The sequence below is a fragment of the Achromobacter sp. B7 genome (assembly GCF_003600685.1).
In the GTDB taxonomy this organism is placed as follows: Bacteria; Pseudomonadota; Gammaproteobacteria; order Burkholderiales; family Burkholderiaceae_B; genus Achromobacter; species Achromobacter spanius_B.
The window spans coordinates 4162217-4184172 of the sequence record NZ_CP032084.1 but is presented as its reverse complement, the minus strand read 5'-3'; the positions used below and the strand labels follow the sequence as shown (position 1 = coordinate 4184172).

Sequence of the window (21956 nt, the reverse complement as noted above, 5' to 3'; positions counted from 1 at the left end):
AATGAACTTTGTTTCCATGATCTTTGGATGGAATGGCGGCAGCAGCATCGGCACCTTGCCCCTGGATGCGCTGGTCAACGAAACCACCCAGCTCAACAGCCGAACAACGTCATTCGCCGTGGAAGACGGCCCGCCGGTCACCGACCACGTGGGCCAGGATCCCGAGCAACTGACGCTGACAGGGTGGGTGACTGCCGCCGACATCAGCTTGCTGGGCGGCTTTCGCAGCGCGGCCTTGGGCGCCGGCCGGTCAAAGCTGATCGGCGCCAAGGACGCGCTGCGCAAGATCCATGCGGATCGCCTGCCCATCACCATCACGACGGGGATGGACGTCTACGTGGACTTCGTGATGGAAAGCTGCTCCATCGGCCGCACCAACACCGCGGGCGACCGTTACGAGCTGTCCGCCACGTTCAAGCGCATCCGCAAGGTGACGTTGCGGCAGGCGGACATTCCTCCGGAAAAAACCTCGGGCAGCGCGACGGGCAAGGCCGGGTCGACCAAGGCCAACGCGGGCAAGCAAAGCGGCGTGCCCGCCAGCCCGAAGCAACGCGACACTTACAACTCGGCAAAGGGTTTGAACCCATGATCCAGATACTCGTACCGGACGCCAACGACAGCCTTATCGAATTGGAGCTGGACGGCATGACGGTGTTCTTGCGGCTGTCCTGGAACAGCGAGGCCCAGCAATGGGTGCTGTCCATCGAGAACGCCTACAACGAGCTGGTCGTTGCCGGCATCGCCGTGGTGCCGGACACGCGCTTGCTGGCGGGCTACCGCCATCTGCCCGTGCCGCCGGGCGAACTGGTGGCCTTGGCGCCGGACCGTCGCGACACCATCAGCCGGTCGGCGCTGCCGTCGGGCGAAGTGGCGTTGCTGTACGTCAACGCGGCGGAGGTGGTTGATGGCAAGGTTTGATCGCGTCTACCGCCTGCTGGTTGGCAAAAGTGGCGCGCGCGGCCTGGAAATCATGCCCCCGATGCGCATCACGTTCGATATCGCCAAGACGGCGGCCGAAGAGCCCAACGACGCCAAGATCAGCGTGTACAACCTGGCCGAGCAAACCCGGCGTTCGTTGGAAGAGCCGGGCTTGCAATGCGTGCTGTATGCGGGCTATGCCGAAGAGGGCGGTCCCCTGTTGATGGCATCGGGCAGCATCGTCTTTGCCTATACGCGCTATGGGCCGCCGGATGTCGTGACCGAACTGACGGTCAAGGACGGCTATATCGAAGTGCGCGATACGGCGGTGTCGATCGGCCTGGGCCCGGGGGCGCGCGCTCGCGACATCATTCGCGACATTGCGCGGCAGATGGGCTTGCCGCTGGTCATGGCCGACGATGTGCCCGACCGTCGTTGGGAGCACGGGTTTTCTTTCTACGGCGCGGCGCGCACCGCGCTGCACAAGGTGACGCAAGGGACCGGCCTGGAATGGTCGGTTCAGAACCAGCAATTGCAGGTGGTGCAGCGGCTGGGCACTACGCGGCGCCAAGCCGTTGTACTGGCCGTGGACAGTGGCCTGTTGGGCCAACCCGAACGCACGCGTGAAGCGGCCACTGAAAAGGCGAAGTCGAAAGGAAAGGCGCCGGCACAGGCGGGGGCACGCGCGCCTGCGGCCGGCGCCGTGGCGGCCAAGCCCGCCAGCGCCCAGCAACAGCGCGACGGCTGGAAGGTCAAGTCGCTGTTGCTGCCCACCATCAGCCCCGGCGACCTGGTCAAGCTGGAAAGCCGGTCCGTCCAGGCGTTTCAACGCGTTGAAACCGTGCGTCATACAGGCGATAGCGAAGCCGGTGACTGGCAAACGGAGTTGACCCTGGTGGACACCCAGGCCGCGCCATCCAAAAAGGAACAGACATGAGCAATGCGGTAACCCTTATCCGCCGTCTTATCGCCACGGAATTGGCGGATATCTATACGACGCTGCCTGGCGAAGTGGTCGCGTATGACGGCACGTTCGTCACGGCGCGCCCCACGCTGGCCAAGCGGCTGGCCAATGGCGAAGTGCTGTTGCCGCCCCAGGTGGTGCGCGTGCCGGTGTGTTGGCCGGTAGGCGATGTGCACGGCGCGCAGGCGTTGATCTCGGTGCCGCTGGCGCCGGGCGATGCGATCAAGCTGTCTTTTTCCGCCCGTGCATTGGAAAACTGGCTGGGGGGTGATAACGGTCCGCCGGACGATCCGCGCCAGTTCGATTTGTCTGACGCCTTCGCCTCGCCGCTGCTGCGGCCGGGCACGATGGCGGCGGACACACAGAACGTCAGCATCCAGTACGGGCCGGGCACGTTGAAGCTGTCGCCGGCCGGCGACCTGACGTTTCATGTCAAGACCTGGACGGTGCAGGCGGAACAGGCCACCTTCAACACGCCGGTCACGATCAACGGGCCGCTGACCTATACCCAGGGCATGGCGGGCGAGGGCGGCCAGGGGCGGCGCGTCGATGCGCATTCGGGGCGGCGTGGCCTATGAAGGCGGCGCGATCACCCATAACGGCACGAACATCGGCGACGCGCACCGTCACCCCTACGCCGGTGGCACGACCCAGGGACCGCTCTGATGGCACTGGACCTTGCTTTATCCCCCGACCGCGATCTGGACCTGGACCTGCTAGGCCGCGCGTCATTCGTGGAGGGCGCCGACCGTATCGCGCAGCAGATCAACACCACCTTGCTCGCCTTCATGGGCGAGTGGTTTCTGGACACGACCTTTGGCGTTCCGTACTTCGAAGACATCCTGGTGAAGTCGCCCGATCGGTCCGGCATTGAAGCCATCTTCCGTGCGCGCATCCGCGAGGTGCCGGGCGTGACGCAGGTCAGCGCGATGCAGCTGCAACTGGAACGCCAACTGCGCGTGCTACGCGTGACCTACCAGGCCGACACCACCTTCGGGCGACTGGAACGCGTGGTCTTGCTGCAAGCGTCTTAACCCCCTTATTTTTGTCGAGGTAACTATGGCCTACGGTGTCACACCGGACGGGTTCGTCCGACCACGCCTGCCCGAAATCCGCCAGGAAATCGTGGCCGACTTGCGTGCTCGCATGCAATCGGCCGGGTTCAATGGGGCGGTGGAAACCCGCCCGGACAGTATTACCGGCCTGCTGATCGACACCTTCGCGGAACGCGAAGCCACGTTGTGGGAGCAGGCTGAAGGCGTCTACTACGCGATGTATCCGGGCTCGGCGACGGGCGTCTCGCTGGACCGCGCCGTGTCGTTCACCGGCGTGTCGCGCTATCGCGACGAGCCTTCGCGCGCCTATGTGGTGCTGTATGGCGCGGCGGGCACAACGGTGCCGGCCGGTGCGCAAGCGCGGCATCGCGTCAGCCAGAACTTATGGGCGCTGGACAGTGCCGTGCAAATCCTGCCGGGCGCGGCAGCGGATGTGACGCTGCAACCCGCCGTCGCTGCCCAAACCGCCTATACCGTGTCGATTGACGGCGTGGACTATGCCTACACCAGCGGCGTCACGACGAATTTGCCGCAGGTGCTGGCGGGCTTGGTGGCCGCGCTGAACGGCAGCGGGCTGGCGGTGTCCAGCGACGGCGTCTCCGTGCGGCTGCATACGGACGGGCGGCAGGCAGCGTCGTTCGCGTGGTCCCCCGCGTTGTCATTGGTTCGTCTGGGGTCGCCCGGCCTGATGACAACGGTGGACGCGTCCGACGAAGGGGCCGACGTAGGCGACCTGAATGGCATCGTGACGCAGGTGGACGGGTGGGACGCCGTCAACAATCTGCAAGCGGGTGTGGCGGGACGCCTGGCGGAAAACGCCGCCCAGCTGCGGGCCCGCTACACCACCGGCCTGTTTCGTCTGGGCGCGGCAACGCTGCCCAGTATTGCGCCCAACGTGCGCGACCGCGTGGCCGGCGTGCGCGTCGTGAAAGTCTTCATGAACAGCACCGACGTGCCGGACGCACAGGGCCGCCCGCCGCACAGCGCGCACGTGGTGGCCGACGGCGGGCTGGATGACGAGGTGGCCGATGCCATCTTTCGCGTGGTGGCGGCGGGCATCGACACCCACGGCCAGCGTCAGGTGGTGGTCAAGGATGAAGAGGGCGCCAACCATCTGATCCGTTTCGACCGGCCTGAACGTGTCTACCTTTGGGTGCGTTGCGCCACGACACTGCTGCCGCCGTCCGAGCAAGCATTTCCGCCCGACGGCTTTCAGCGCATCGCCCAGAGCCTGGCGGCGGTGGGCGAGGGCTTCACCATCGGCGAGGACGTCGTCTTGCAACGGCTTTACGGCGCCATCTTTCGCACGCCGGGGCTGGCGTCCGTGGACCTGGCGCTGGCGTTCTCGACCAACCCGGCCTTCACGCCCGCGCCCTCGGACTTTCGCGCCGCCAACGTGGCGATCCAGGACTTCCAGGTGGCCGCGTTTGACCTGTCGCGCATTGAGGTGACGTGATGGATCTGCATCAGAACCACGGGCAGGTTGCCTGGGGCCATTGGCTGGGCCAATTTCAAACCAAGCGGCGGTTGGAGGCGCTGGTCAAGGCGCTGCTCAAACCCGCGGACGGGCTGCAAGGCGCGCTGCGGGCGCTGTACGAAGACCGCTGGCTGGACACCGCGGTGGGCAGGCAGTTGGACGGCATTGGCGAGATCGTCGGCTTGCCGCGCGTGATTGATGAAGCGATCTACCTGCAATTTTTCGGGTTTGAAGGGCAGCCGAGCGTAGGCGGTTTCGGCCAGGCGCGCTTTCGCCGCGCCAATGAACGGCCCGTGGCCGGCTCTACCGCGCTGCTGGACGCGGAGTATCGCAAGCTGCTGTATTGGAAGATCGCCTTGAACAACGGGCATGGCACCACGCCGGAGATCGCCCGTTCGCTCAAGCCGATCTTCGATGTGACCCGGGTCGTGGTGCAAAACGCCGGCAACGCAAAGATCCGTATCTGGGTCAGCCGCATTCCCGGCCCCAACGACCCACTGATGGCCAACCCCTACAAGTGGGTGCCCCAAGCCGCCGGCATCGGCGTGCAACTCATCACCGGCTCGACCGACAAGCCCTTCGGCTTTCGCGAGCAAGGTTTCTTTGGCTTTGGCGTCGGCGTGCTGGCGCGAGGGATTTACTGATGGCAGACCCTACTTTTTTCGACCTTTTCAAATCGACCTGGGCACAAAACGGCCTGACGGAGGACATCACCGACCAGCAGTACAAGACCGGTTGGTCGTTCATCGGATCCGTGCCGCCTTCGGTCGAGCAATTCAACAAGGTGCAGCAGACCACCGACGAACGGCTGGCCTGGCTGTACAAGCAGTTGGACGGCCTGGCCGAGGTCACCGGCAGACCGCTGGCGGCCACGAGTTTCGATGCGTTGAGCTACGCGCAACAGAACCTGAACGCCGCGAACCTGAAGACCGGCACGGTGCCGGTGGCGCGTCTGTCCGGCACGGCCACGTCGTTGACGGCGGGTGCGGCGACAAAGCTCGCGACGGCGCGCACCATCGCCGCCACTGGCGACGCCACGGGTACCGGTTCGTTCGACGGGTCCGCCAACCTTTCCCTGGGCCTGACGCTCAGCCCCAGCGGTGTTACGGCCGGCAGCTACGGCAACGCGAATGCGGTGCCGACGTTCACGGTGGATGCCAAGGGCCGCGTGTCCGCCGCCGGCGAAGTCGCCGTCGGCAACGCGGCCACCGCAACCAAGCTTGCCTCGGCCCGCACGTTCTCGGTCACGGGTGGCGCAACGGCGGCCGGCGTCAGCTTTGACGGGTCGGGCAACGTGGCGCTGAACGTGACGGCGCTGGACGTCTCGAAGGCATCGGCCGGCACCTTGCCCGTGGCGCGTGGCGGCACGGGTATGGCAACCGTGGCGGCAGGTTCGTATGTGACGGGCGCGGGAACCGGCGCGCTGGTGCCCCGCACCCCAGCGCAGGTGCTGGAAGACATCCAGGCGCTGCCCAAGGCCGGCGGCGATATCAGCGGGCCCTTGGTGCTGGGCACGGGCGCGGCGATCGGCGCCCAGTACGGAACGAATACCGCGTCAGGACGCACCGCGCATGTCCTGCTGCCGGATGGTGGGGGTTATTCCACGCACACCGGAACCGTGGTTGGCGCGATGAAAATCACGTTGCCCGCCGCGGCGGTCGGCGCGAACACGATGCTGCGTTTGCGGGTGGATGTCTTCGAGTACCTGGACGGCGTGCCGCCGGTGTCGTTGTTGATCCATGGCTACGTGCAAACAACGAAGGCGTGGGCACGCTGCGGCGCGACGGTGCTGGCGGGCAGCGCGGCTTCCGATCTGCCTGTCCGGTTCGGTTCGGACGCGGCGGGCCTTCCATGCATCTGGATCGGCGACACAACCAAGTCCTGGTCATACGCAAGCGTGACCGTGTCGGAAGTGCAAGCCAAATACAACACCTCCGGCGCGTCGGTGGCTGGTTGGGGCGTGGGTTGGAAGGTCGAGCCGGTGACGGCGTTTGAGACCGTGTCGCAGACCCTGGCGAGCGGCAATCTGGCTTTCGGCCGGGCGGATATCCCCACGGTAAACGGCCTGCAGGACGCTTTGGACCTGAAAGCCAATGCTGCCGTATCACTTCTGGCTGGCAACGGCCTGAGCGGCGGCGGTACATTGGGCGCCAATCGCACTGTGGCTCTGGGCATTCCGTCCAAGCTGACCGCCGTGACGACGAACGCGGTCACGTCGACCAGCCATACCCATGAACTGGATACGCAAACCGCCCCGAACGATGCGACAGCAGGGCGGATTCTGACCCTGGGTAATGCGTTCGGGCTGGGGGCGGATAATCCGTTGAAATCGATGAATTTGAACACCGTGATCGCTCCGGGGCTGTATGGCCAAAGCGTAAGCAGCGATGCAACGCTGACGAGAAATTATCCGGTGCCGCTCGCAGGGACCTTGTTAGTCGGCGTAGCAGGGCAAACTATCTCTACGCAGATGTACACGGTCTTCAACTCAGGCGCGACGTATTCGCGTGCCAGATATGGCGAGACGTGGTCGCCTTGGCAGCGGGGCGTCTTGGAGAATGATCTTGCGTCTGCGACACAGTCCGGTCTGGTGAAGCTCGCAACAGCGGATCAAGCTGTTGCGGGCACAGACGGCTCTTCTGCGATGACGCCTCTGACCGCTGCCATTGCGGTCAATGGGCGTCTAGCGACCGATGTACTGGCGCAGGCCGGCACCGACAATTATCGGCTGTTGACGCCGCAACTTATGGCTCGGGCGTTCGGCGGGGGTAACAGTCGACTGGAGGGGCAGGGGTTCCAGCGGCTGCCAGGGGCGGGAAATCTCGTCATTCAGTGGGGATCGTCAGCAGGCTATGACAGCTACACCATTGCTCCTTATATCCCGAGCTATATCCTGGGTTATGTAGCGACATGCTATGGCAACGTAGGGTCCGCGGCGTCAGCCGCATGGTGCGAGGTCAGCCTTATTGAGTCAGCCACGAAAATGCAGATCGCTGCCTACCGACCTGGCCCCGGTGGGGGCGCCATTGCGGCTCCTCGGGGCGTGCAATGGCTACTTTTCTGCTTGCCACGATAACGAAAAAGGAAATGACATGAAATGGATGTTTAGCGCGTCGATGCAGGAGTTCTATAACTTGGCGGGCGAACCCGAAGATCGCCTTCCCGCAGATTGTGTCGAGGTGAGTTCCGCAGTGGCGGAAAAATTGCTTGGCGAACTGGAAAGCGGGGATCGGCTGCTCATCGTGCAGGAGGACGGGCGGCCTTCGACCGTTCCTAGAATCGTATTCAGCCCGTCGGAATTGATGTTCTTTCATACCGGTATCAATAGCGCGGCGGCGATTCCGTCGGATTCTGTGCCCGTGAGTGTTTCCCTGGCCAACGATATTCAGGCACAGCTGGCTCTGGGCAGAGTCATTGCGGCTAATCCCGACGGGCAACCCATTACATTGCCGCGCCCTCCCGAGCCGCAAGAGGCTGTTGCTGCTCGCGTGCTTGCTCAACGTGACGCGTTGCTTGCAGAAGCCGCGATTCGTATTGCCCCGTTGCAAGACGCGGTGGATCTTGGCATTCCTCTCGCTGGAGACGAGGCACGGCTTCAAGCATGGAAACGCTACCGGATCGCGCTGAATCGTGTCGAATCTAACGCGGGTTTTCCGCGGAACGTCTCGTGGCCGACGCGGCCAGAAGCCGTTGTCTAGCGACCGCCCGTTTCGACGGGTTTTTTTTCGTCTATGGAGGTCGTATGTCCGACTGGGAACGAACCCTTGCATGGTTGGCTGGCGTAGGCGCGCTGGTGGCGGTCGGCCGTGCTCTAACAAACAAGGAAGAACTACCGTGGCGTGTGGTGGCCGGACGAGTGATTCTCGGAAGCGCTCTTTCAACCGTAGTCACACTGTTGCTGATTCCGTATCCGGACGCGCCGATGCCGGTATTAGTCGGCGCCGGGGCGGCAGTGGGCATCCTGGGTGAACAAGTGCTGGAGGTTGCCGCGCGGCGGATCCTTGCATTCAAACTCGGAGGCGGCGCGAAGTGATTATGTCTTCGGCACCCCCTTTGCGTCGTAGTGCGTCAGCGGGCAAGATGAGAGGCGGCTATGGACCTACACGCAATTTGTGATTACACAGTTACCCCCGCCTTGACGCTGCTTCCGCCCGCGATGGACACGCCGCAGGCCCGCGTTCTCTTGCTGGCTATCGGCTTGCAGGAAAGCCGCTTTCTGCATCGTCGGCAAGTCGGTGGACCGGCCCGAGGCTTCTGGCAGTTCGAGCAAGGCGGTGGCGTGCGAGGCGTGTTGACGCATGCTGCCACTTACGGACCTGCCCGCCGGCTCTGCGCCGAACGCGACGTGGCGGCCACGGCGGGCGCCGTCTACACCGCCCTGGAAGCGGACGACGTGCTTGCCGCCGGCTTTGCGCGTCTGCTCTTGTGGACCGACCCGGGTCGTTTGCCTGACGAGGGGGACGCCGACAGCGCCTGGGCCTTGTACCTGCGCACCTGGCGCCCCGGCAAACCGCATCAGCACACTTGGCTCGCGCTGTATGCCCAAGCCATGGGCGCTATCGGGGGACGGCATGTTCGCGTGGCTTGAACGGTTCAAGACCTTGGCGGTGGCCGCGTTGGCCGCAAGCGCTGTGGTGCTGCTGGCGTATTTGCGAGGGCGCAGCGTGGGATCGCGCGCTGAACGCCAGGGGCGCGACACGCAAATCAATCGGCAGGCCGACCAGGCTCGGCAGGAGGTAAGGGATGTGCAACATCAAACGGCTGGGATGGACGATGCTGCCATTGCTGACGAGCTTAAGCGTGACTGGGTGCGTGGCGCCCGCCCGGGTGGGCGTTGAATATTGCGAGCACGCGCGGCCCGTCTACTTTGATACGGCGGCGCAGGTGGATGCCACGCCGGCTTCCGTCCGGCGGCAGATCCGGGATGGCAATGCCGTCTGGCGCCAGCTGTGTGGCGGGGCGCCATCATGACCTAGTCCATATTGCGCGTCATGGCTCTGTCCGGCTGGGCCAAGTGGGCGCACGATAGCGGTTCTGAAATGTCTTTACCAGGATGCCATCATGAATGCTCGCCTTGACTATGCCAAAGCTTCGCCCGACGGGTATAAGGCTTTTGGCGCGGTATATGTTTATCTTCAGCACTGCGGCCTGCCGAAGACCTTGATTGATCTGGTGTTTTTGCGGGTGTCGCAGATCAACGGATGCGCCTATTGCATCGACATGCATTCGCGCGACCTGATCAAGCAGGGCGTGACGGTGGACAAGCTGGTGCTGGTGCCGGTGTGGCATGAAGCGGGCGCGGTGTTTACGCGACAGGAACGCGCGGCGTTTGCGTGGGCGGAAAGCGTGACGCGCGTGGCTGATACCGGTGTGCCGGATGAGGCCTATGCCGCGGCCGCCGCCGAGTTCAGCGACAAGGAATTGGCGGACCTGACCTATGCCATCGGGCTGATGAATGCCTTCAACCGCCTGGGCGTGTCATTCAGGGCCACGCCGGCTGCCACGAAGGCGGCTGAGCGGGCGGCGGAATGAAGGGGGGCGCGAATCTGCCGTCAGTCCAGGTTGATGACGGGAGCGGTGCCCGGCGCATAGCCGTTCGCATCTGCGTCCGCGCCGCTATCGAACCCGGCTTGATCGAAAGCTTGGCGTTTGGCTTGGGCCGCATCAGCCGGCGCGCCACCGAATTGGCCCGCTTCCAGCACTTTTATCGTGCCATCCACCGTGCCGACAACCAGCGATTGCGCGTCGGCGTCCATGGCGAAGATCAGCGTTGGCAAACCATCGACCCGCACGCGGGCATAGCGCCGCAGCACGCCGGTTTGCGCGTCGATCAATTGCAGCGAGCCGTCAAGAAAGGCGGCTGCGATCAGGTTCAAGGCGGGCATGTGCACGATGGCGCTGGGCGATGCGGGGATGGGGCGCCGCCATAGTTCGCGATCCCGGTCCAAGGGCTTGCGGTAGATAAAGCCGGCGTAGGGCGCGCGCACGTTGGGCGAATAGTGCTTGCCGCCGATGACAAGGCCGGGGCCCAGTGCATCGTCGACGTAGGCGCCGCACAGTTCCATGGCGTGGCTGGCGGCATCGTTGCTGGCTTTTAAAACCGGCCATAGCCGGCGCACGGCGCCATCGGGTTGCACCACGCACAGGGTTTTGCGTTCGTGCGAGCTGGCGGGCGTGCCTTGCAGCAGGAACAGATAGGGCGCGTGGCGGATGCGCAGGTAGTGGTTGAAGCAGTCGTAGTGGCCAAGGTCTGGGCGATGCTCGACGCCGGTCGCCAGGTCCAGCAGCACATCGCGCGCCTGCCCGGGGTGCGCCGTAACGCGGTTTTGGCGGCCCAGGATCCGGCCTTGTTGCGTGGCGGAAAACGTGAATTCGCCGTCATAGGCGCGCGTCAGTGGCAGTCCGGCATTGGTGTCGGCGTTGGCGATGGCGCCGGTGCTGGCGTTGGCGTTGGCGTTGGCACCGGCGCCGGTGTACGTGTACAGCCGCGCGTCCTGTCTTCCCACGATTTGGCCCGCCGGGCCGCTCTCGACCACGTGCACCAATACCTGCTTGCCGGATGTGATGATCTCGACGCCGTGGCCCGCGCCGGTGTGGGTGGCAAGGCGGTCGCCGTTGCGGTGGTAGACCTCTAGCTGGCAGCCCTCGTGCACGGCGGCGTAGCGGTCGTGATCCAGCCAGGCCACATCCAGGATGGCACCCCGGTGTGTCCACCTGGCTACGCCGAACCATGCTTGCAAGCGCGCTTCCAGCTCCTGGATATCTGGGGCGCGCAAGGCTTGTGCGCGCAGCTCGGCGGGGACGCTGGAGGCTGCATCCATGTGTAGGTTCAGCGCTTGCGAACCGGAGCAAGGCGCTGGCGCTTGCACGCGGAACAAGGCGTCGAAGGCATCGCAGGCGTCATCGCCGTCGTCCCACGGCCGCACCCATGCTTCGATCTGGTCGCCCGCCGCGTTGTAATGGCATCGCACCACTTCGGGAACCTGGTTGTACAGCTGAACGCCGTGCGTTTCGCGCCAGTCCCAGACGATGAGTTCGCCTTCAAACAAATAGCCGCCGTCGTAGCTGCCGCCGCCAATGGCGACGGTCGTGCCGGCAGGGTGGAACGCCACATCGTTGACGGGATAGTGCAGGTCATCAAAGGCGGCGAAGGGAACGAGCGAGTCGCGGCGGTACAACGCTACCCGATAGCGCAAGGTGCGCCCGCCATAGGCGGCGCGCGCCCGAGGGTGGGCCAGCAGGGCAAACGTGGACGCGACGGCCGCCACATCGCCCGCCGCGTTGAAAAACACACCGTTGATCTTGCCGCTGCCGCGTAGCGCCAGGGCCGTTGATGTTGTCATGGTGCGCGTGTGCAAAAGCTACGAAGGATCGATGCTCGGCACGCCTTGCCGGATCGCTTGAGAGAACCCGGGGGCATCCCCGTGGCCGCGGGCGCGATCGGTGTAGCGACCCCGTTCGCGGTATTGCGCGGCGCTGTCCGCGCCTTGCAGCACGTTCAGGTCAAAGAAGTATTCAGGCAGATATCCCGATGCCAGCTGGCGATAGTCCAGCGGCAGTCCGGGCACGATGCGCCGCGCCATCTGGAACACGATGGTGGTGCAGTTGCCCGTCACGGTGTGATAGAAGCGGGGCGTGTCGCGCAGCCGATTCGCGCTGTCCACATACGCCAGGAATAACGAACGCGCATTGTCCAGCGGCATGTGGATGCGGTACAGGTAGCTGTCTTCGCCTCGCACGTTGGTGCGCACGCGCAAGCTGTCTTCCTCGGTCGAGGCGATCAGGCTTAATTCGTATTGCTTGAAAAAGCCGCCGATCTCGGAAAATTGATCGCCTTCCTTGCGGCGGATTTCCACCGAGAAAACCACGTAGCGATCCTGCCCGAATCCGAACGACACCAAGGCGTGAGCGATGGCGGGGCGGCCCCAGTACGACAGCGCAACGTCCACCGACTCAAGCTCGTCAAGCGCGTAGCGGCGGGTTTCCCATCTGGGGGTGAAGTCGGTGCGGCTGCGCCAGTCGAAGTTGCGCACGTTTTGCAGCGTGACGACGTTGCCATCCACATGCCCCAGGGTTTGCCGTGAGACTTCTGGCATCCACGGCCGGTCGTTCGACGCGCGCAGGCGTGCCCACCATAGCCCCAGCGCCAGCGTGGCCAGCGCAAAGCCATAGGCCGCGGGGCGCCACGTGGGCCAGGCCAACGCGGCCAGGGCCGCGAACGCCAACACCAGCCAGGCCAGCGTCAGCAAGCCCCTTGCCGCGCGGGGCAATGGCGCGCGTATCCACAGCGCCAAGCCGCCCCAGGCGGCGACCAGCGTGATGGTGATGCCAAGCAAAATGGAAGCGGTCATAGGATCTCTAGGCGGTCGAGGCCGCCAGAGTATGGCCGGGCTTGATTTAAGCCGTCAATTGCGCCGGGGAGGTCGGCGCGGGCCCGTCATGGCAACGGGCGGCGGCGGGGCCGATCCGGGACGGGCAACGCCGCAATAGCGGCGCGCGTCCTGGTCGGCAACATCATGAACGCGCCCGGCTTGCGGCCGGCGGTTCTTTTTTGGCGCGCGGTTTAGGCGCGGGTTTCTTGACTTCGGCAGGAGCATCGAACTCCTGTTTGTTGCGCTCACCGCGTGGGGTGTTTTCCGGATGAGGCTTGGGAAAGGCCCAGGGCTTCGTTTTCTGATCCATTGCATGTACTCCTTGCACAGGCGGAACAGTAGCATTAGCCGTGGCTGTGAGTAAGTGAGGGTTGACGTCAATATTCATCACATCGTGATTTTTAAGTAAAAATTTTGGGTTTGGACCGCGTTGGCGTCGGCGATGTTCCCCGTTTGCGACAAGTTGTCGGCAACGAGACCAGACGCCTCTGCATGCGGCGTGCCCAAGGCTGATCGCGCAATGCCGGCCAACGCATCCTGTTTGGAAACGCTACGCGTTCCGGTTCAACGCGTCGTTCCGTTGAGCTGATGGAACGGGCGCGGCGCGTGCGAAGTTGAATCGGTCGTTGTCGGGCTTGTCGCCACGGGCTCGCATCGCGCAAGACGAAGATGCGTTTACGCGCCCCATCCGGGCTGCGGGATTTTACGCAACTTGCGCGGCGCCGCGATCTGATGGCTGGCCGCCACAGATTCGACGGGTTAACCCTGTCAGGGATTGGTGCTCATCCTTTTTTAATCGCGAAAGCGCGCGGCCCCCCGCGTGTGCGGCGCTACGATGGAAAGCGTGCACATAGGGAGACAACTATGGACACCGCCAAGGATTGGTACGCCGCTGTCCGGGAATGGCAACGCGCCCGCGACGAACTCACCGCGGCCATCGCCGCCATCAAGTGGCCCAGCCCCACGCCCGGGTGCCTGGAAAGCTACGACCGCGCTTACGCGCGCGAAACGCAGGCGCGGGAACGCATGAACCAAGCTTATGAGCGTGTCCGACGATAAGGCTGTCCGCGTGCACCCTGCCGGGGGAGCGCCGAAGTGGCTCTATAAAACAGTGAAGCGATGGACCTGTGCATGGGGCCACGATGGCGTTATGTTGTGTTTTTCCCTGACTACGCCTGGCCCACCATGTACCTGCCATCCGCTTTTCGCGAAGACGACCTTGCCGTCCAGCACGACTTTATCCGCGCCCACCCGTTGGGCGTCGTCATGACCAGCGGCGAGGGGGGCTTGATGGCCAACCACATCCCCTGTCTGCTCTATCCCGAAGGGGACCATGGCGTGCTGCGCCTGCACGTGGCCCGTGCCAACCCGCAGCTTGCGCATCTGGCGGCGGGGCAGGAATGCTTGATTGCGTTTCATGGCGCGCAGGCCTACATCACGCCGTCCTGGTACGCCACCAAGGCGCAGACGCACAAGGTGGTGCCCACGTGGAATTTCGTGGCGGTGCATGTGTGGGGCACGCCGGTTATCCAGGATGATCCCGCCTGGTTGCGCGCGCAGCTGGAAGCGCTGACCGCCAGCCAGGAAAAGGCGCGCGCGCAGCCTTGGAGCGTGGACGAGGCGCCGGCGGATTTCATTGCGGCGCAGATGCGCGCCATCATCGGGATCGAGATCCCAATATCGCGCATCGAGGGCAAATGGAAGGTCAGCCAGAACCGGACACCGGCCGACCGCGAAGGCGTGGCGGAAGGGCTGGTGAACGAGGCCGGCGACACCGTCATGGCTGCGCTGGTGGCGCGCCGGGGGCCACCGGCCTGATCGTGGCGGGCGGCGCAACCCGCGCCGCCGCATGGCCGCTTCCGGCCGCAAAGCACGCGATGGCCGCCGCCTGCAACAGGGCCGCCGCCACCAGGAAGCCGAACATGGCGTGTCCGCTTGCGTCGAGCACGGCGCGCAGCAAGCCGAACAGCGCGGGCGCGAAGGCATAGGCGCCTTGCGACAGCGCGACGATCAGCGGCACCACGCGCTGGCTGTCTTCGCGGGCGAATTCCGTTTGCGCGATCAGCGGCGGCAACGACGTGGCATTGCCGATGCCCGACCCGAACAGAATGACGCCCAGCCACACCGCCCACATATGGTCGGCGGCCAGCATCAGCGTCAGCGATCCGCAGATTTGCACGGCATAGGCCGCGCAGGCCACCTTGCGTCGGTCGGTGCCGGCCGGCATCAGCGCGCCAACCAGCATGCGCCCGGCGATGGCGGCCACCGTGGCCAGCCCCATCGCCGCACCGGCCGTCTGCGCGCCCAGCAAGGGCGCCAGCAACGACAGCAGGTGCGCGATCAGCCCTATCTGGGCGAACAGGCCCAACGCCATACCCCCGGCAAGCGTCAGAAAAGCGCGGTCGTGCCACAGTCGCGATACGCGCGGTAACGCGGTAGACGCCGCCGGCGCGGGTGCGTCCGCGCTATCGCCGTCCGGCAGTTGGCCCAGCTGCTGTGGGGTTACCGCGAACACTTTGCGCGACAAGCCCCCGATGACCGCGACCATGGCCACGCCCACCCACAACGCGGCTTGCGCAAAACCGGCTTGCGCGATCAAAAACACCCACAGTGGTGAAAACACAATGCCGCCCACGCTGGCGCCGTTATAGGCCATGCCCAGCGCGGACGGGCGGCGCCGCACGAACCACGGCGCGATCAGCGCATTGACCGCGGCCGCGCCCAGCGCCACCCAGCCCATGCCGCTAAGCACCGCCGCCCCATACAACTGCCATGGCGATACGGCCAGCGACCACCCGGTCACCCCCAAGGCCAGCAGCACCGCGCCGCCGAACGTGGCCCGCGCCACGCCGACGCGGCGGTACAGGCGTGGCAGGTTGGCGACCACGATCGTGCCGCTAAGAAAGTGCAGCGTGACGGCGCCGGACACCAGCGCCACACTCCAGCCGGTGCGTTGCACCACGGCGTGCAGGAACACGGGCGGCCCGTAAAAGCCAACGCCCCACCCGAAGACGGCCAGCACAAAGGTGGCGGCAAGCACTTTCCAACCGAAGAACGAAGAAGACTTGGGCATGGCTTTTCTGATTTGTCCGGATGTCATGTTGCGATAGGGCGCAGTATGCTTACGCCTTGCACACAACACTTTGGTCCACAGCGAATCATGGAATCCAAGTTCGCCGACATCAATCTTTCCGCGGTGGCCGGCGCCATTGCCGACCCCGCCCGCGCCCGCATGCTGTGCCTGTTGCTGGATGGGCGCGCGCGTACCGCCACCGAACTGGCCGCCGCCGCGGATATCGGCGCATCCACCGCCAGCAGCCATTTCCAGCGCCTGCGTGAACAGGGCCTGGTCGACATGGCCGTGCAGGGCAAGCATCGCTACTATCGGCTGGCCAACGGAGAAGTGGGGCACGCGCTTGAGGCCCTGCTGGTGGTGGCCGGCGCCGACCGCGTGCCGTTCAAGCCCAACACGCCGACCGCGCTGCGTGACGCGCGCACCTGCTACGACCACATGGCGGGCACGCTGGCCGTGCGCGTCCATGACGCCATGGTGGCCCGCCAATGGCTGGCGCAGGACGGCCGCGATTACGTGATGACGCCGCTGGGCGAAGCGTCGATGGCGCAGATTGGCGTTGACGTTGCCCAGGCACGCCAGCGCCGCCGGCGTTTCGCCTGCGCTTGCCTGGACTGGAGCGAGCGTCGATCCCACCTGGGCGGCGCGCTGGGCGCGGCGCTGCTGGACGCCCTGATGCAGCGCGGCTGGATCACCAAGGACCTGGACTCGCGCGCGCTGTCCGTCACGCGCAAGGGCGCACGCCAATTTCCGGCGTTCTTCGGCATGCCCGACGTGGATGCGGACGACGGCCTGATGCAGGGGGACGCGCATGCGGCGGCTTGATCGGAAGGTAATGGCGCGGTCAGCGGTGATGTCTTTGACATCTTCTTTACCGCGCCATCCATCGCTTGCATCGCGCACGTCCCCCTCGATTCGCACCGCTCGAAGGCGGTGCTTTGAACACAGCCATTCCCGCCGCGAATGCGGCTTTTTTTTCGTCGGCCGGGGACGGGGCTCGGTGTGTGAAACAGCCCGTCTTCAAGCCGTGTTGAACATTATTCCCCCGACCTTTTTTTCCCATTAGTCTTATCAACGTTTTTCAGGAGGTGGCCTTGCCTACCCTGGCGCTGCGCGCAATCTGCTTTCCCGCCCGCTTGATCTCGGAGCTACGCATCGACGTCAATCACGCTCCCCAGGAAGTCCAGAACGAACTGGACGCCATTCATCAACGGATGCAGCGGCCGTCGGACCGCCTGTACGCGTTGCCGGAGGTGCATACCGACATTCCCGGCCTGGTGCTGCGTTATCGCGAAGCGGATGGCGAGTACTACGTGTACGTGGTGGATACGCGGCGCGACCGCGTGGCCGGCTATACCGTCTTCAACCGGCTGATCGAAGTGGGCAAGCGGGCCGACCCCTACGTGCGCGCGCCGCATTCAAAGTACGCGCCGGCGTATCAGGGAATGGGTCTGGCCACCGCCGTGTACCGCTGGGCGCTGGATGCCGGCCTGTGCATCATCAGCGGCGCCCGCCAGTCGGTGGGGGCGCATCGCCTGTGGATGGGGCTGGCGCGGGACTACGAGCTGGGGTTTGTAGACCTGCGCAAAAAGCAGCTTAGCTATCTGGGCAAGGCCGTTTCGCAGCGCGTGCAGGAAGACTTGCACACCCGCATGATCCTGCTGGGACGCGGCTGGGCGCTGCCGGAATACATGCGGCTGACGGGCATGATTTCGGCCAAAGAGGCGATTTCGCAACACGACCTAGGGTAATCCCCGTAATGGCTTTGCCGGGGGCGGCACGCAAAAGCGCCGCCCTTTCAAAACCCGCGCCCCGCTTGCCGTTGCGCCGATCCCGTCAATTCTTCGACCGCTGCCGCAGAAACGGGGACGCAATTATTGCTCTGCAACAATGTTTCTATTGGCTGCCGAGGTTACAAAACATATCCGGACTGTCATCAATGCCGGGGTATGCTGATTCGCAGAACGAGGGCATCCGAAAGTGCATCAGAACAATTTGATCTACAAGGGATACCGGCTCACGGCCAAGGTGTCCCGGGGCGAGGACGCTGACATTTCAGCGTTGCAAAGCGGCCCCGTATTCATTGCATCGGTCATGGTGGTTCAGGCCGGCGCCGTGCTTGAAGGTGGCGACGAATACCCGGTTCCGCGCTTTGCGGACGGCGGATTCGTCTATAGCCCCCGCGAAGCCGTGCACGCGGCCATTACGCATGGCCGCGAAATCGTCGACGGCCTGACGAACATGCCGTCCTAGCCGGAAAAGACTTCCCGCCAATCGCGCGTCTTGGCCAGCGTCTGCACCGTTGCGGATTGCTCCAGGATGGTCACGGCCTTCTTGAATTCCTCGGCCGTGGCGCCGTCTTCCAGGATGACCATGCGCGAATTGCGCGCGTCAGCCATCTTTACGTCCGACATCTTGCCGTGGGTTTGATAGACCTGCGTCCAGTCCATTTTCTTGCCGGCCTTCAGTGCAATCGGCTCGATATAGGTCAGCGCCGTGCTGCCCGCCGCACGCACGGCGAAAGCGAAGTCGGCGGTGTGGCCGCTGCTGCCCTTGGCGCGCGCGCCCTTGACCATGCGATTCACGCCCACGCCCTCGGCCAGCGCGCGGCCCACCTGGGCACGAAAGCGCAACTGGCTGAAGCGGGGCATCCACTTGGCGCATTGGAACGACAGCGCCATCGCCAGCTTCACCGCGTCCCACAACGCTTCCTGCAATTGCTCGTTCGGGCCGGTCGCCACAATGGCGCCGTCGCGGTCGAAATGCGCCAGGCTGACGCCGGGCGTTTCATTCAGCATGTCGATGCGCTTGGGGCCGATTTCGATGCCGTAGCTGGACGCGTGCATCGAGGTCTCACAGGCGTCGGTCAGGTAGAACGTGGCGTCGTCCGGGTGCGCGATGAAGAAGGCGGCGTGCTGGCCATCCAGCCCCAACGTCATGGGGGCGACGGCGCGTATGGCGTGTTCACCGGCCGGCAGGACGGTCCAGCCGGAGGCTTCCAGAAAATTGCTCATAGGATCAGTTCGATTTGGCGGCCTTTAAGGGGATGCGCAAAACCGCCGACTAGCGTGAGGTTCGCCCGCGGCAGGAAATACTGCATCAGCGCGCCGATGGTGTGCAGGGCAGGCACGATGGGCTCGGCATAGCCTTCGCCTTCGTCCACCCAGATATGTTCATGGCTGCGGTCCGCAAGCGGCTTGCGAAAATGCGGGCGGCCTTCGCCCACCAGGCTGGTATGGAACGAGTCATCGGTATCGACGCCGAACACGCGATGCGGGCCGACGAACAGGCTGGCGCAAAACGCTTCAGTGAGGAAGATCGTGGCTTGGCCGTGCACGACCGTACGCGCGCCCCGATAGGTCACGCGAAAGATCACGTCATCGCGCGCGTCGCCCTTGACCTTGCATGGGCTTGCGAACTCCATCCACTGGATGTTGTTGGCCGCGGGCTTGGGGATCCAGGAGATCGGTTTTACGGTTTCCTTGGGTTCGGCAAGAATCTCTTGCACCTCATCAACGGTAATTAACGGTTCGAACTTGTTGGCCATAAAACGAATCTAGGGTCTTTGAATTGCGCTACCAATGCGCTCTGCCGCTTGCGTCGCGGCGCAGGCAATGCGTGCGTGCAAACAGGGCGAGGGGGCGTAATCTTACAAGATGGAGTCAGTGCAAACCCGCAAGCTGTATGGATATACAGCTTGCGAGCCGGGCGCGATGCCCGGTTTCAGCGCCTGGCTACAGCGCGCTGGCCCCGAAGGTGTCGCACTGCTTGATGCTGCCGCTTTCCAGGCCGCGCTTGAACCAGCGCACACGCTGGGCCGACGAGCCATGGGTGAAAGAGTCGGGCACGGCATAGCCTTGCGCCTGCTTTTGCAAGCGGTCGTCGCCGATGGCGGTGGCCGCGCCCAGCGCCTCTTCGACGTCGCCGCCTTCCAGGATGTTGCGCGCCGCGTTGGCCCGCTGCGCCCAGAGGCCGGCAAAGCAGTCGGCTTGCAACTCCATGCGCACCGACAAGGCGTTGGCCTGCGAGGGGTTGCGCCGGCGCAGCTGGTCGACCTGATCCGAAATGCCCAGCAGGTGCTGCACGTGGTGGCCGACTTCGTGCGCGATCACATAGGCTTGCGCGAAATCGCCTGGGGCCTTGAAGCGGTTTTGCAGTTCATCGAAGAACGCCAGGTCGATATACACCTTGCTGTCGCCTGGGCAGTAGAAGGGGCCCATCGCCGATTGGCCCGTGCCGCACGCCGTGGGCGTTGCGCCGCGAAACAGCACCAGCTTGGGCGCGACGTATTGGCGGTTCAAATCCTTTTGAAAGACGGCGGCCCAGGTGTCTTCGGTTTCGCCAAGCACCTTGGCCACGAAGCGCGCTTGTGGGTCGTTGACGGGAGGCTTGGTCGCGGGGGCTTCTTGCGTGGTGGCCGGGCCTTCGGCCATTTGCAGGACGACGCTGGGGTCGACGCCAAAATACATGGCCACCAAGGCAAGTACTATCGTACCGATGCCGATGGTTCCACGACCGCCGATACGGGGACCGCTGGCACGTCGGTCTTCCACATTGTCGCTTTCGCGCGAGTCATCGAGGCGCATACTGTTTCTCCGGGCGGGTCGGCGTTCCCGCCATTTTGCATCGCCGCGCTTTACTGGGCGGCATTCAAGAGTGTTAGGATAAACCCATGGCTCTGTATTTATCTATTCATCCTGCGAATCCTCAACCTCGCCTGCTCAAGCAGGCAGCCCAATGGCTGAACGATGGGGGCCTTGTGGCCGTACCCACCGATTCCAGCTACGCCGTTGTCGCACGGCTGGACGACAAGGACGCCGCGGACGGCTTGCGCCGGCTACGCGGTCTGGACGAAAGACATCACCTGACTTTGCTGTGCCGCGACCTGGCTGAAATCGGCCATTTCGCGCGCGTCGACAACAAGCAATATCGCTTGCTGAAGGCCGCCACGCCGGGTCCGTGGACCTTCATTCTGGAAGCCACCAAGGAAGTGCCGCGACGCGTCTCGCATCCGTCGCGCAAGACGATCGGCATACGCGTGCCCGATCACGCCGTGATGCTCGGCCTGCTCGAGCAAGTCGGCGCGCCGCTGTTGTCCACCACGTTGATCCCCAAGGACGAAACCGAGGCCCTGAACGACGCCGAGGCCATCCGCGAACGCTACGACCATCAGCTGGCCGCCATCATCGACGCCGGCGCGTGCGCGCAGTCCCCCACCACCGTCATTGACCTCACCAGCGACGATCCCGTCGTGGTGCGCGTGGGCCGCGGCGACCCGGCCACGCTTGGCCTTGCCTGATTCCCCTTTTACTGTTTTGCCCTTGCGTGCCGGCCCCCGCCGGCACGCGGCTCATCTACAATCCGGTTCGCCATGAACGACATCATCCAAACCATTGCGGTCTACGCGATACCGGTCATTTTCGCCATCACGCTGCACGAGGCCGCCCACGGCTACGTGGCTCGCATGTTCGGCGACCCCACGGCCTATGAAGCCGGCCGTGTCAGCCTGAATCCCGCCCGGCACATCGATCCGATCGGCACGCTGCTGGTGCCGATGGCAATTCTTCTGGCGTCCAAACTGCTGGGCAGCCCCGGCATGTTGTTCGGCTGGGCCAAGCCCGTGCCGGTGGATTTCGGGCGCCTGCGCCGCCCCAAGCGCGACATGCTCTGGGTGGCGCTGGCCGGTCCCGCCGCCAACCTTTTCATGGCGATTTTGTGGGCCTTTTCGCTGCGGCTGATGCTGGAATCCGGCATGCAGGAATCGTTCTGGTTCCAGATGGGCGTGGCGGGCGTGAACATCAATCTGGTGCTGATGGCGCTGAACCTGCTGCCCATCCTGCCGCTGGATGGGGGACGTATCCTGTTCAGCCTGCTGCCGAACCGTCTGGCCTGGCAATACTCAAAAATAGAGCCGTATGGGCTGGTCATCGTGATCGTCCTGCTGGTCACGGATGTGCTGTGGCTTTTGATGCGCCCGGTGTATGAACTTGGAACGACTATCGTCCAGTGGTTTCTGTAGGATTTCATCCAATATCCGTTAAACTCAGCGGTTTCTTTGATTCTGGCCCTGGGGCATCCTGCCGCGGGGCGTTGGAGC

The 21956-nt window shown here is 64.3% G+C and carries 27 protein-coding genes; 20 read left to right on the top strand and 7 right to left on the bottom strand.

Going from position 1 to position 21956, the window contains the following annotated elements; all coding sequences use genetic code 11:
* The first annotated feature begins 1 nt into the window (after position 1).
* The 13 genes from DVB37_RS18855 (at position 2) to DVB37_RS18795 (ending at position 9946) form a co-directional block, all read left to right on the top strand.
* A complete protein-coding gene (locus tag DVB37_RS18855) occupies positions 2-589 on the top strand; it encodes a phage baseplate protein (protein ID WP_104144028.1) in 588 nt (195 codons plus the stop codon).
* Positions 586-918: a hypothetical protein gene (locus tag DVB37_RS18850; protein ID WP_046805979.1), complete on the top strand. Its 333-nt coding sequence runs from the start codon at positions 586-588 to the stop codon at positions 916-918. Before DVB37_RS18855 ends, DVB37_RS18850 begins: the two co-directional genes overlap by 4 nt.
* The gene (locus DVB37_RS18845) at positions 905-1855 is read left to right on the top strand and encodes a hypothetical protein (protein WP_120156431.1); all 951 of its coding nucleotides are present in this window, start codon (positions 905-907) and stop codon (positions 1853-1855) included. The genes DVB37_RS18850 and DVB37_RS18845 overlap by 14 nt, the downstream gene beginning before the upstream one ends.
* The gene (locus DVB37_RS18840) at positions 1852-2460 is read left to right on the top strand and encodes a Gp138 family membrane-puncturing spike protein (protein WP_240433927.1); all 609 of its coding nucleotides are present in this window, start codon (positions 1852-1854) and stop codon (positions 2458-2460) included. The genes DVB37_RS18845 and DVB37_RS18840 overlap by 4 nt, the downstream gene beginning before the upstream one ends.
* Before the next feature lie 87 nt (positions 2461-2547).
* Positions 2548-2916: a hypothetical protein gene (locus tag DVB37_RS18835; RefSeq protein ID WP_120156430.1), complete on the top strand. Its 369-nt coding sequence runs from the start codon at positions 2548-2550 to the stop codon at positions 2914-2916.
* Between the two features lie 25 nt (positions 2917-2941).
* Positions 2942-4393 (top strand): hypothetical protein, encoded by a 1452-nt coding sequence (locus tag DVB37_RS18830; protein WP_120156429.1) that lies wholly within the window; start codon positions 2942-2944, stop codon positions 4391-4393.
* Positions 4393-5058, top strand: a complete 666-nt coding sequence (locus DVB37_RS18825) for a DUF2612 domain-containing protein (RefSeq protein WP_046805974.1) — start codon at positions 4393-4395, stop codon at positions 5056-5058. Before DVB37_RS18830 ends, DVB37_RS18825 begins: the two co-directional genes overlap by 1 nt.
* Positions 5058-7490, top strand: a complete 2433-nt coding sequence (locus DVB37_RS18820) for a hypothetical protein (RefSeq protein ID WP_120156428.1) — start codon at positions 5058-5060, stop codon at positions 7488-7490. Before DVB37_RS18825 ends, DVB37_RS18820 begins: the two co-directional genes overlap by 1 nt.
* A 16-nt stretch (positions 7491-7506) precedes the next feature.
* Entirely contained in the window at positions 7507-8112 is a 606-nt protein-coding gene (locus tag DVB37_RS18815; protein WP_120156427.1) for a tail fiber assembly protein, read from the top strand.
* A 44-nt stretch (positions 8113-8156) separates the two neighbouring features.
* Positions 8157-8447, top strand: coding sequence for a holin (locus tag DVB37_RS18810; RefSeq protein WP_120156426.1), 291 nt, complete (start codon positions 8157-8159; stop codon positions 8445-8447).
* A 60-nt stretch (positions 8448-8507) separates the two neighbouring features.
* A complete protein-coding gene (locus tag DVB37_RS18805; protein WP_120156425.1) occupies positions 8508-9002 on the top strand; it encodes a hypothetical protein in 495 nt (164 codons plus the stop codon).
* Positions 8986-9252 (top strand): hypothetical protein, encoded by a 267-nt coding sequence (locus DVB37_RS18800; RefSeq protein ID WP_120156424.1) that lies wholly within the window; start codon positions 8986-8988, stop codon positions 9250-9252. Before DVB37_RS18805 ends, DVB37_RS18800 begins: the two co-directional genes overlap by 17 nt.
* Before the next feature lie 223 nt (positions 9253-9475).
* A complete protein-coding gene (locus DVB37_RS18795) occupies positions 9476-9946 on the top strand; it encodes a carboxymuconolactone decarboxylase family protein (RefSeq protein ID WP_046805967.1) in 471 nt (156 codons plus the stop codon).
* Between the two features lie 20 nt (positions 9947-9966).
* Here DVB37_RS18795 and DVB37_RS18790 read toward each other — a convergent pair whose 3' ends face one another.
* From DVB37_RS18790 to DVB37_RS28405, 3 genes are all read right to left on the bottom strand, one after another.
* Positions 9967-11757: a hypothetical protein gene (locus tag DVB37_RS18790; RefSeq protein WP_162941245.1), complete on the bottom strand. Its 1791-nt coding sequence runs from the start codon at positions 11755-11757 to the stop codon at positions 9967-9969.
* Positions 11758-11775: 18 nt separating this feature from the next.
* Complete coding sequence (locus tag DVB37_RS18785; RefSeq protein ID WP_120156422.1) at positions 11776-12765, bottom strand: DUF4105 domain-containing protein; 990 nt, start codon at positions 12763-12765, stop codon at positions 11776-11778.
* 163 nt (positions 12766-12928) lie between these two features.
* On the bottom strand, positions 12929-13096 hold the full coding sequence (locus tag DVB37_RS28405; RefSeq protein WP_162941244.1) for a hypothetical protein: 168 nt from the start codon (positions 13094-13096) through the stop codon (positions 12929-12931).
* A 554-nt stretch (positions 13097-13650) separates the two neighbouring features.
* Between DVB37_RS28405 and DVB37_RS18780 the strand changes: the two genes are divergently transcribed.
* Positions 13651-13845: a hypothetical protein gene (locus DVB37_RS18780; protein ID WP_046805965.1), complete on the top strand. Its 195-nt coding sequence runs from the start codon at positions 13651-13653 to the stop codon at positions 13843-13845.
* Positions 13846-13971: 126 nt separating this feature from the next.
* Positions 13972-14604, top strand: a complete 633-nt coding sequence (locus tag DVB37_RS18775; protein ID WP_120157571.1) for an FMN-binding negative transcriptional regulator — start codon at positions 13972-13974, stop codon at positions 14602-14604.
* Here the strand turns inward: DVB37_RS18775 and DVB37_RS18770 are convergent.
* A complete protein-coding gene (locus tag DVB37_RS18770) occupies positions 14564-15859 on the bottom strand; it encodes an MFS transporter (protein WP_120156421.1) in 1296 nt (431 codons plus the stop codon). The two genes, DVB37_RS18775 and DVB37_RS18770, sit on opposite strands and share 41 nt — an antisense overlap.
* Before the next feature lie 87 nt (positions 15860-15946).
* On the opposite strand from DVB37_RS18770, the gene DVB37_RS18765 reads away from it, so the two are divergent.
* The 3 genes from DVB37_RS18765 to DVB37_RS18755 all read left to right on the top strand — a co-directional run bounded on the left by DVB37_RS18765 (position 15947) and on the right by DVB37_RS18755 (position 18112).
* Positions 15947-16684, top strand: a complete 738-nt coding sequence (locus DVB37_RS18765) for a helix-turn-helix transcriptional regulator (RefSeq protein ID WP_120156420.1) — start codon at positions 15947-15949, stop codon at positions 16682-16684.
* Positions 16685-16953: 269 nt separating this feature from the next.
* Positions 16954-17610 carry a hypothetical protein gene (locus tag DVB37_RS18760; protein WP_046805963.1) on the top strand — a complete coding sequence of 219 codons (657 nt, stop codon included), beginning with the start codon at positions 16954-16956 and terminating at the stop codon, positions 17608-17610.
* Between the two features lie 229 nt (positions 17611-17839).
* Complete coding sequence (locus DVB37_RS18755; RefSeq protein WP_046805962.1) at positions 17840-18112, top strand: hypothetical protein; 273 nt, start codon at positions 17840-17842, stop codon at positions 18110-18112.
* On the opposite strand, the gene DVB37_RS18750 is transcribed toward DVB37_RS18755, so the two are convergent.
* The 3 genes from DVB37_RS18750 to DVB37_RS18740 form a co-directional block, all read right to left on the bottom strand.
* A complete protein-coding gene (locus tag DVB37_RS18750) occupies positions 18109-18873 on the bottom strand; it encodes a hypothetical protein (protein WP_046805961.1) in 765 nt (254 codons plus the stop codon). The two genes, DVB37_RS18755 and DVB37_RS18750, sit on opposite strands and share 4 nt — an antisense overlap.
* Positions 18870-19406: a hypothetical protein gene (locus DVB37_RS18745; protein ID WP_046805960.1), complete on the bottom strand. Its 537-nt coding sequence runs from the start codon at positions 19404-19406 to the stop codon at positions 18870-18872. The genes DVB37_RS18750 and DVB37_RS18745 overlap by 4 nt, the downstream gene beginning before the upstream one ends.
* A gap of 187 nt (positions 19407-19593) precedes the next feature.
* Positions 19594-20445 carry a neutral zinc metallopeptidase gene (locus DVB37_RS18740; RefSeq protein ID WP_046805959.1) on the bottom strand — a complete coding sequence of 284 codons (852 nt, stop codon included), beginning with the start codon at positions 20443-20445 and terminating at the stop codon, positions 19594-19596.
* A gap of 86 nt (positions 20446-20531) precedes the next feature.
* On the opposite strand from DVB37_RS18740, the gene DVB37_RS18735 reads away from it, so the two are divergent.
* Together DVB37_RS18735 and DVB37_RS18730 are read left to right on the top strand one after the other, a co-directional pair.
* Complete coding sequence (locus DVB37_RS18735; RefSeq protein WP_046805958.1) at positions 20532-21158, top strand: L-threonylcarbamoyladenylate synthase; 627 nt, start codon at positions 20532-20534, stop codon at positions 21156-21158.
* A gap of 72 nt (positions 21159-21230) precedes the next feature.
* Complete coding sequence (locus DVB37_RS18730; RefSeq protein WP_046805957.1) at positions 21231-21878, top strand: site-2 protease family protein; 648 nt, start codon at positions 21231-21233, stop codon at positions 21876-21878.
* Positions 21879-21956 lie beyond the last annotated feature (78 nt).

What these genes read in the sequence shown, in the direction of transcription:
- DVB37_RS18855 (WP_104144028.1), top strand. Translation starts at nt 2, where the DNA reads ATGAACTTTGTTTCCATGATCTTTGGATGGAATGGCGGCAGCAGCATC.
- DVB37_RS18850 (WP_046805979.1), top strand. Translation starts at nt 586, where the DNA reads ATGATCCAGATACTCGTACCGGACGCCAACGACAGCCTTATCGAATTG.
- DVB37_RS18845 (WP_120156431.1), top strand. Translation starts at nt 905, where the DNA reads ATGGCAAGGTTTGATCGCGTCTACCGCCTGCTGGTTGGCAAAAGTGGC.
- DVB37_RS18840 (WP_240433927.1), top strand. Translation starts at nt 1,852, where the DNA reads ATGAGCAATGCGGTAACCCTTATCCGCCGTCTTATCGCCACGGAATTG.
- DVB37_RS18835 (WP_120156430.1), top strand. Translation starts at nt 2,548, where the DNA reads ATGGCACTGGACCTTGCTTTATCCCCCGACCGCGATCTGGACCTGGAC.
- DVB37_RS18830 (WP_120156429.1), top strand. Translation starts at nt 2,942, where the DNA reads ATGGCCTACGGTGTCACACCGGACGGGTTCGTCCGACCACGCCTGCCC.
- DVB37_RS18825 (WP_046805974.1), top strand. Translation starts at nt 4,393, where the DNA reads ATGGATCTGCATCAGAACCACGGGCAGGTTGCCTGGGGCCATTGGCTG.
- DVB37_RS18820 (WP_120156428.1), top strand. Translation starts at nt 5,058, where the DNA reads ATGGCAGACCCTACTTTTTTCGACCTTTTCAAATCGACCTGGGCACAA.
- DVB37_RS18815 (WP_120156427.1), top strand. Translation starts at nt 7,507, where the DNA reads ATGAAATGGATGTTTAGCGCGTCGATGCAGGAGTTCTATAACTTGGCG.
- DVB37_RS18810 (WP_120156426.1), top strand. Translation starts at nt 8,157, where the DNA reads ATGTCCGACTGGGAACGAACCCTTGCATGGTTGGCTGGCGTAGGCGCG.
- DVB37_RS18805 (WP_120156425.1), top strand. Translation starts at nt 8,508, where the DNA reads ATGGACCTACACGCAATTTGTGATTACACAGTTACCCCCGCCTTGACG.
- DVB37_RS18800 (WP_120156424.1), top strand. Translation starts at nt 8,986, where the DNA reads ATGTTCGCGTGGCTTGAACGGTTCAAGACCTTGGCGGTGGCCGCGTTG.
- DVB37_RS18795 (WP_046805967.1), top strand. Translation starts at nt 9,476, where the DNA reads ATGAATGCTCGCCTTGACTATGCCAAAGCTTCGCCCGACGGGTATAAG.
- DVB37_RS18790 (WP_162941245.1), bottom strand. Translation starts at nt 11,757, where the DNA reads ATGACAACATCAACGGCCCTGGCGCTACGCGGCAGCGGCAAGATCAAC.
- DVB37_RS18785 (WP_120156422.1), bottom strand. Translation starts at nt 12,765, where the DNA reads ATGACCGCTTCCATTTTGCTTGGCATCACCATCACGCTGGTCGCCGCC.
- DVB37_RS28405 (WP_162941244.1), bottom strand. Translation starts at nt 13,096, where the DNA reads ATGGATCAGAAAACGAAGCCCTGGGCCTTTCCCAAGCCTCATCCGGAA.
- DVB37_RS18780 (WP_046805965.1), top strand. Translation starts at nt 13,651, where the DNA reads ATGGACACCGCCAAGGATTGGTACGCCGCTGTCCGGGAATGGCAACGC.
- DVB37_RS18775 (WP_120157571.1), top strand. Translation starts at nt 13,972, where the DNA reads ATGTACCTGCCATCCGCTTTTCGCGAAGACGACCTTGCCGTCCAGCAC.
- DVB37_RS18770 (WP_120156421.1), bottom strand. Translation starts at nt 15,859, where the DNA reads ATGCCCAAGTCTTCTTCGTTCTTCGGTTGGAAAGTGCTTGCCGCCACC.
- DVB37_RS18765 (WP_120156420.1), top strand. Translation starts at nt 15,947, where the DNA reads ATGGAATCCAAGTTCGCCGACATCAATCTTTCCGCGGTGGCCGGCGCC.
- DVB37_RS18750 (WP_046805961.1), bottom strand. Translation starts at nt 18,873, where the DNA reads ATGAGCAATTTTCTGGAAGCCTCCGGCTGGACCGTCCTGCCGGCCGGT.
- DVB37_RS18745 (WP_046805960.1), bottom strand. Translation starts at nt 19,406, where the DNA reads ATGGCCAACAAGTTCGAACCGTTAATTACCGTTGATGAGGTGCAAGAG.
- DVB37_RS18740 (WP_046805959.1), bottom strand. Translation starts at nt 20,445, where the DNA reads ATGCGCCTCGATGACTCGCGCGAAAGCGACAATGTGGAAGACCGACGT.
- DVB37_RS18735 (WP_046805958.1), top strand. Translation starts at nt 20,532, where the DNA reads ATGGCTCTGTATTTATCTATTCATCCTGCGAATCCTCAACCTCGCCTG.
- DVB37_RS18730 (WP_046805957.1), top strand. Translation starts at nt 21,231, where the DNA reads ATGAACGACATCATCCAAACCATTGCGGTCTACGCGATACCGGTCATT.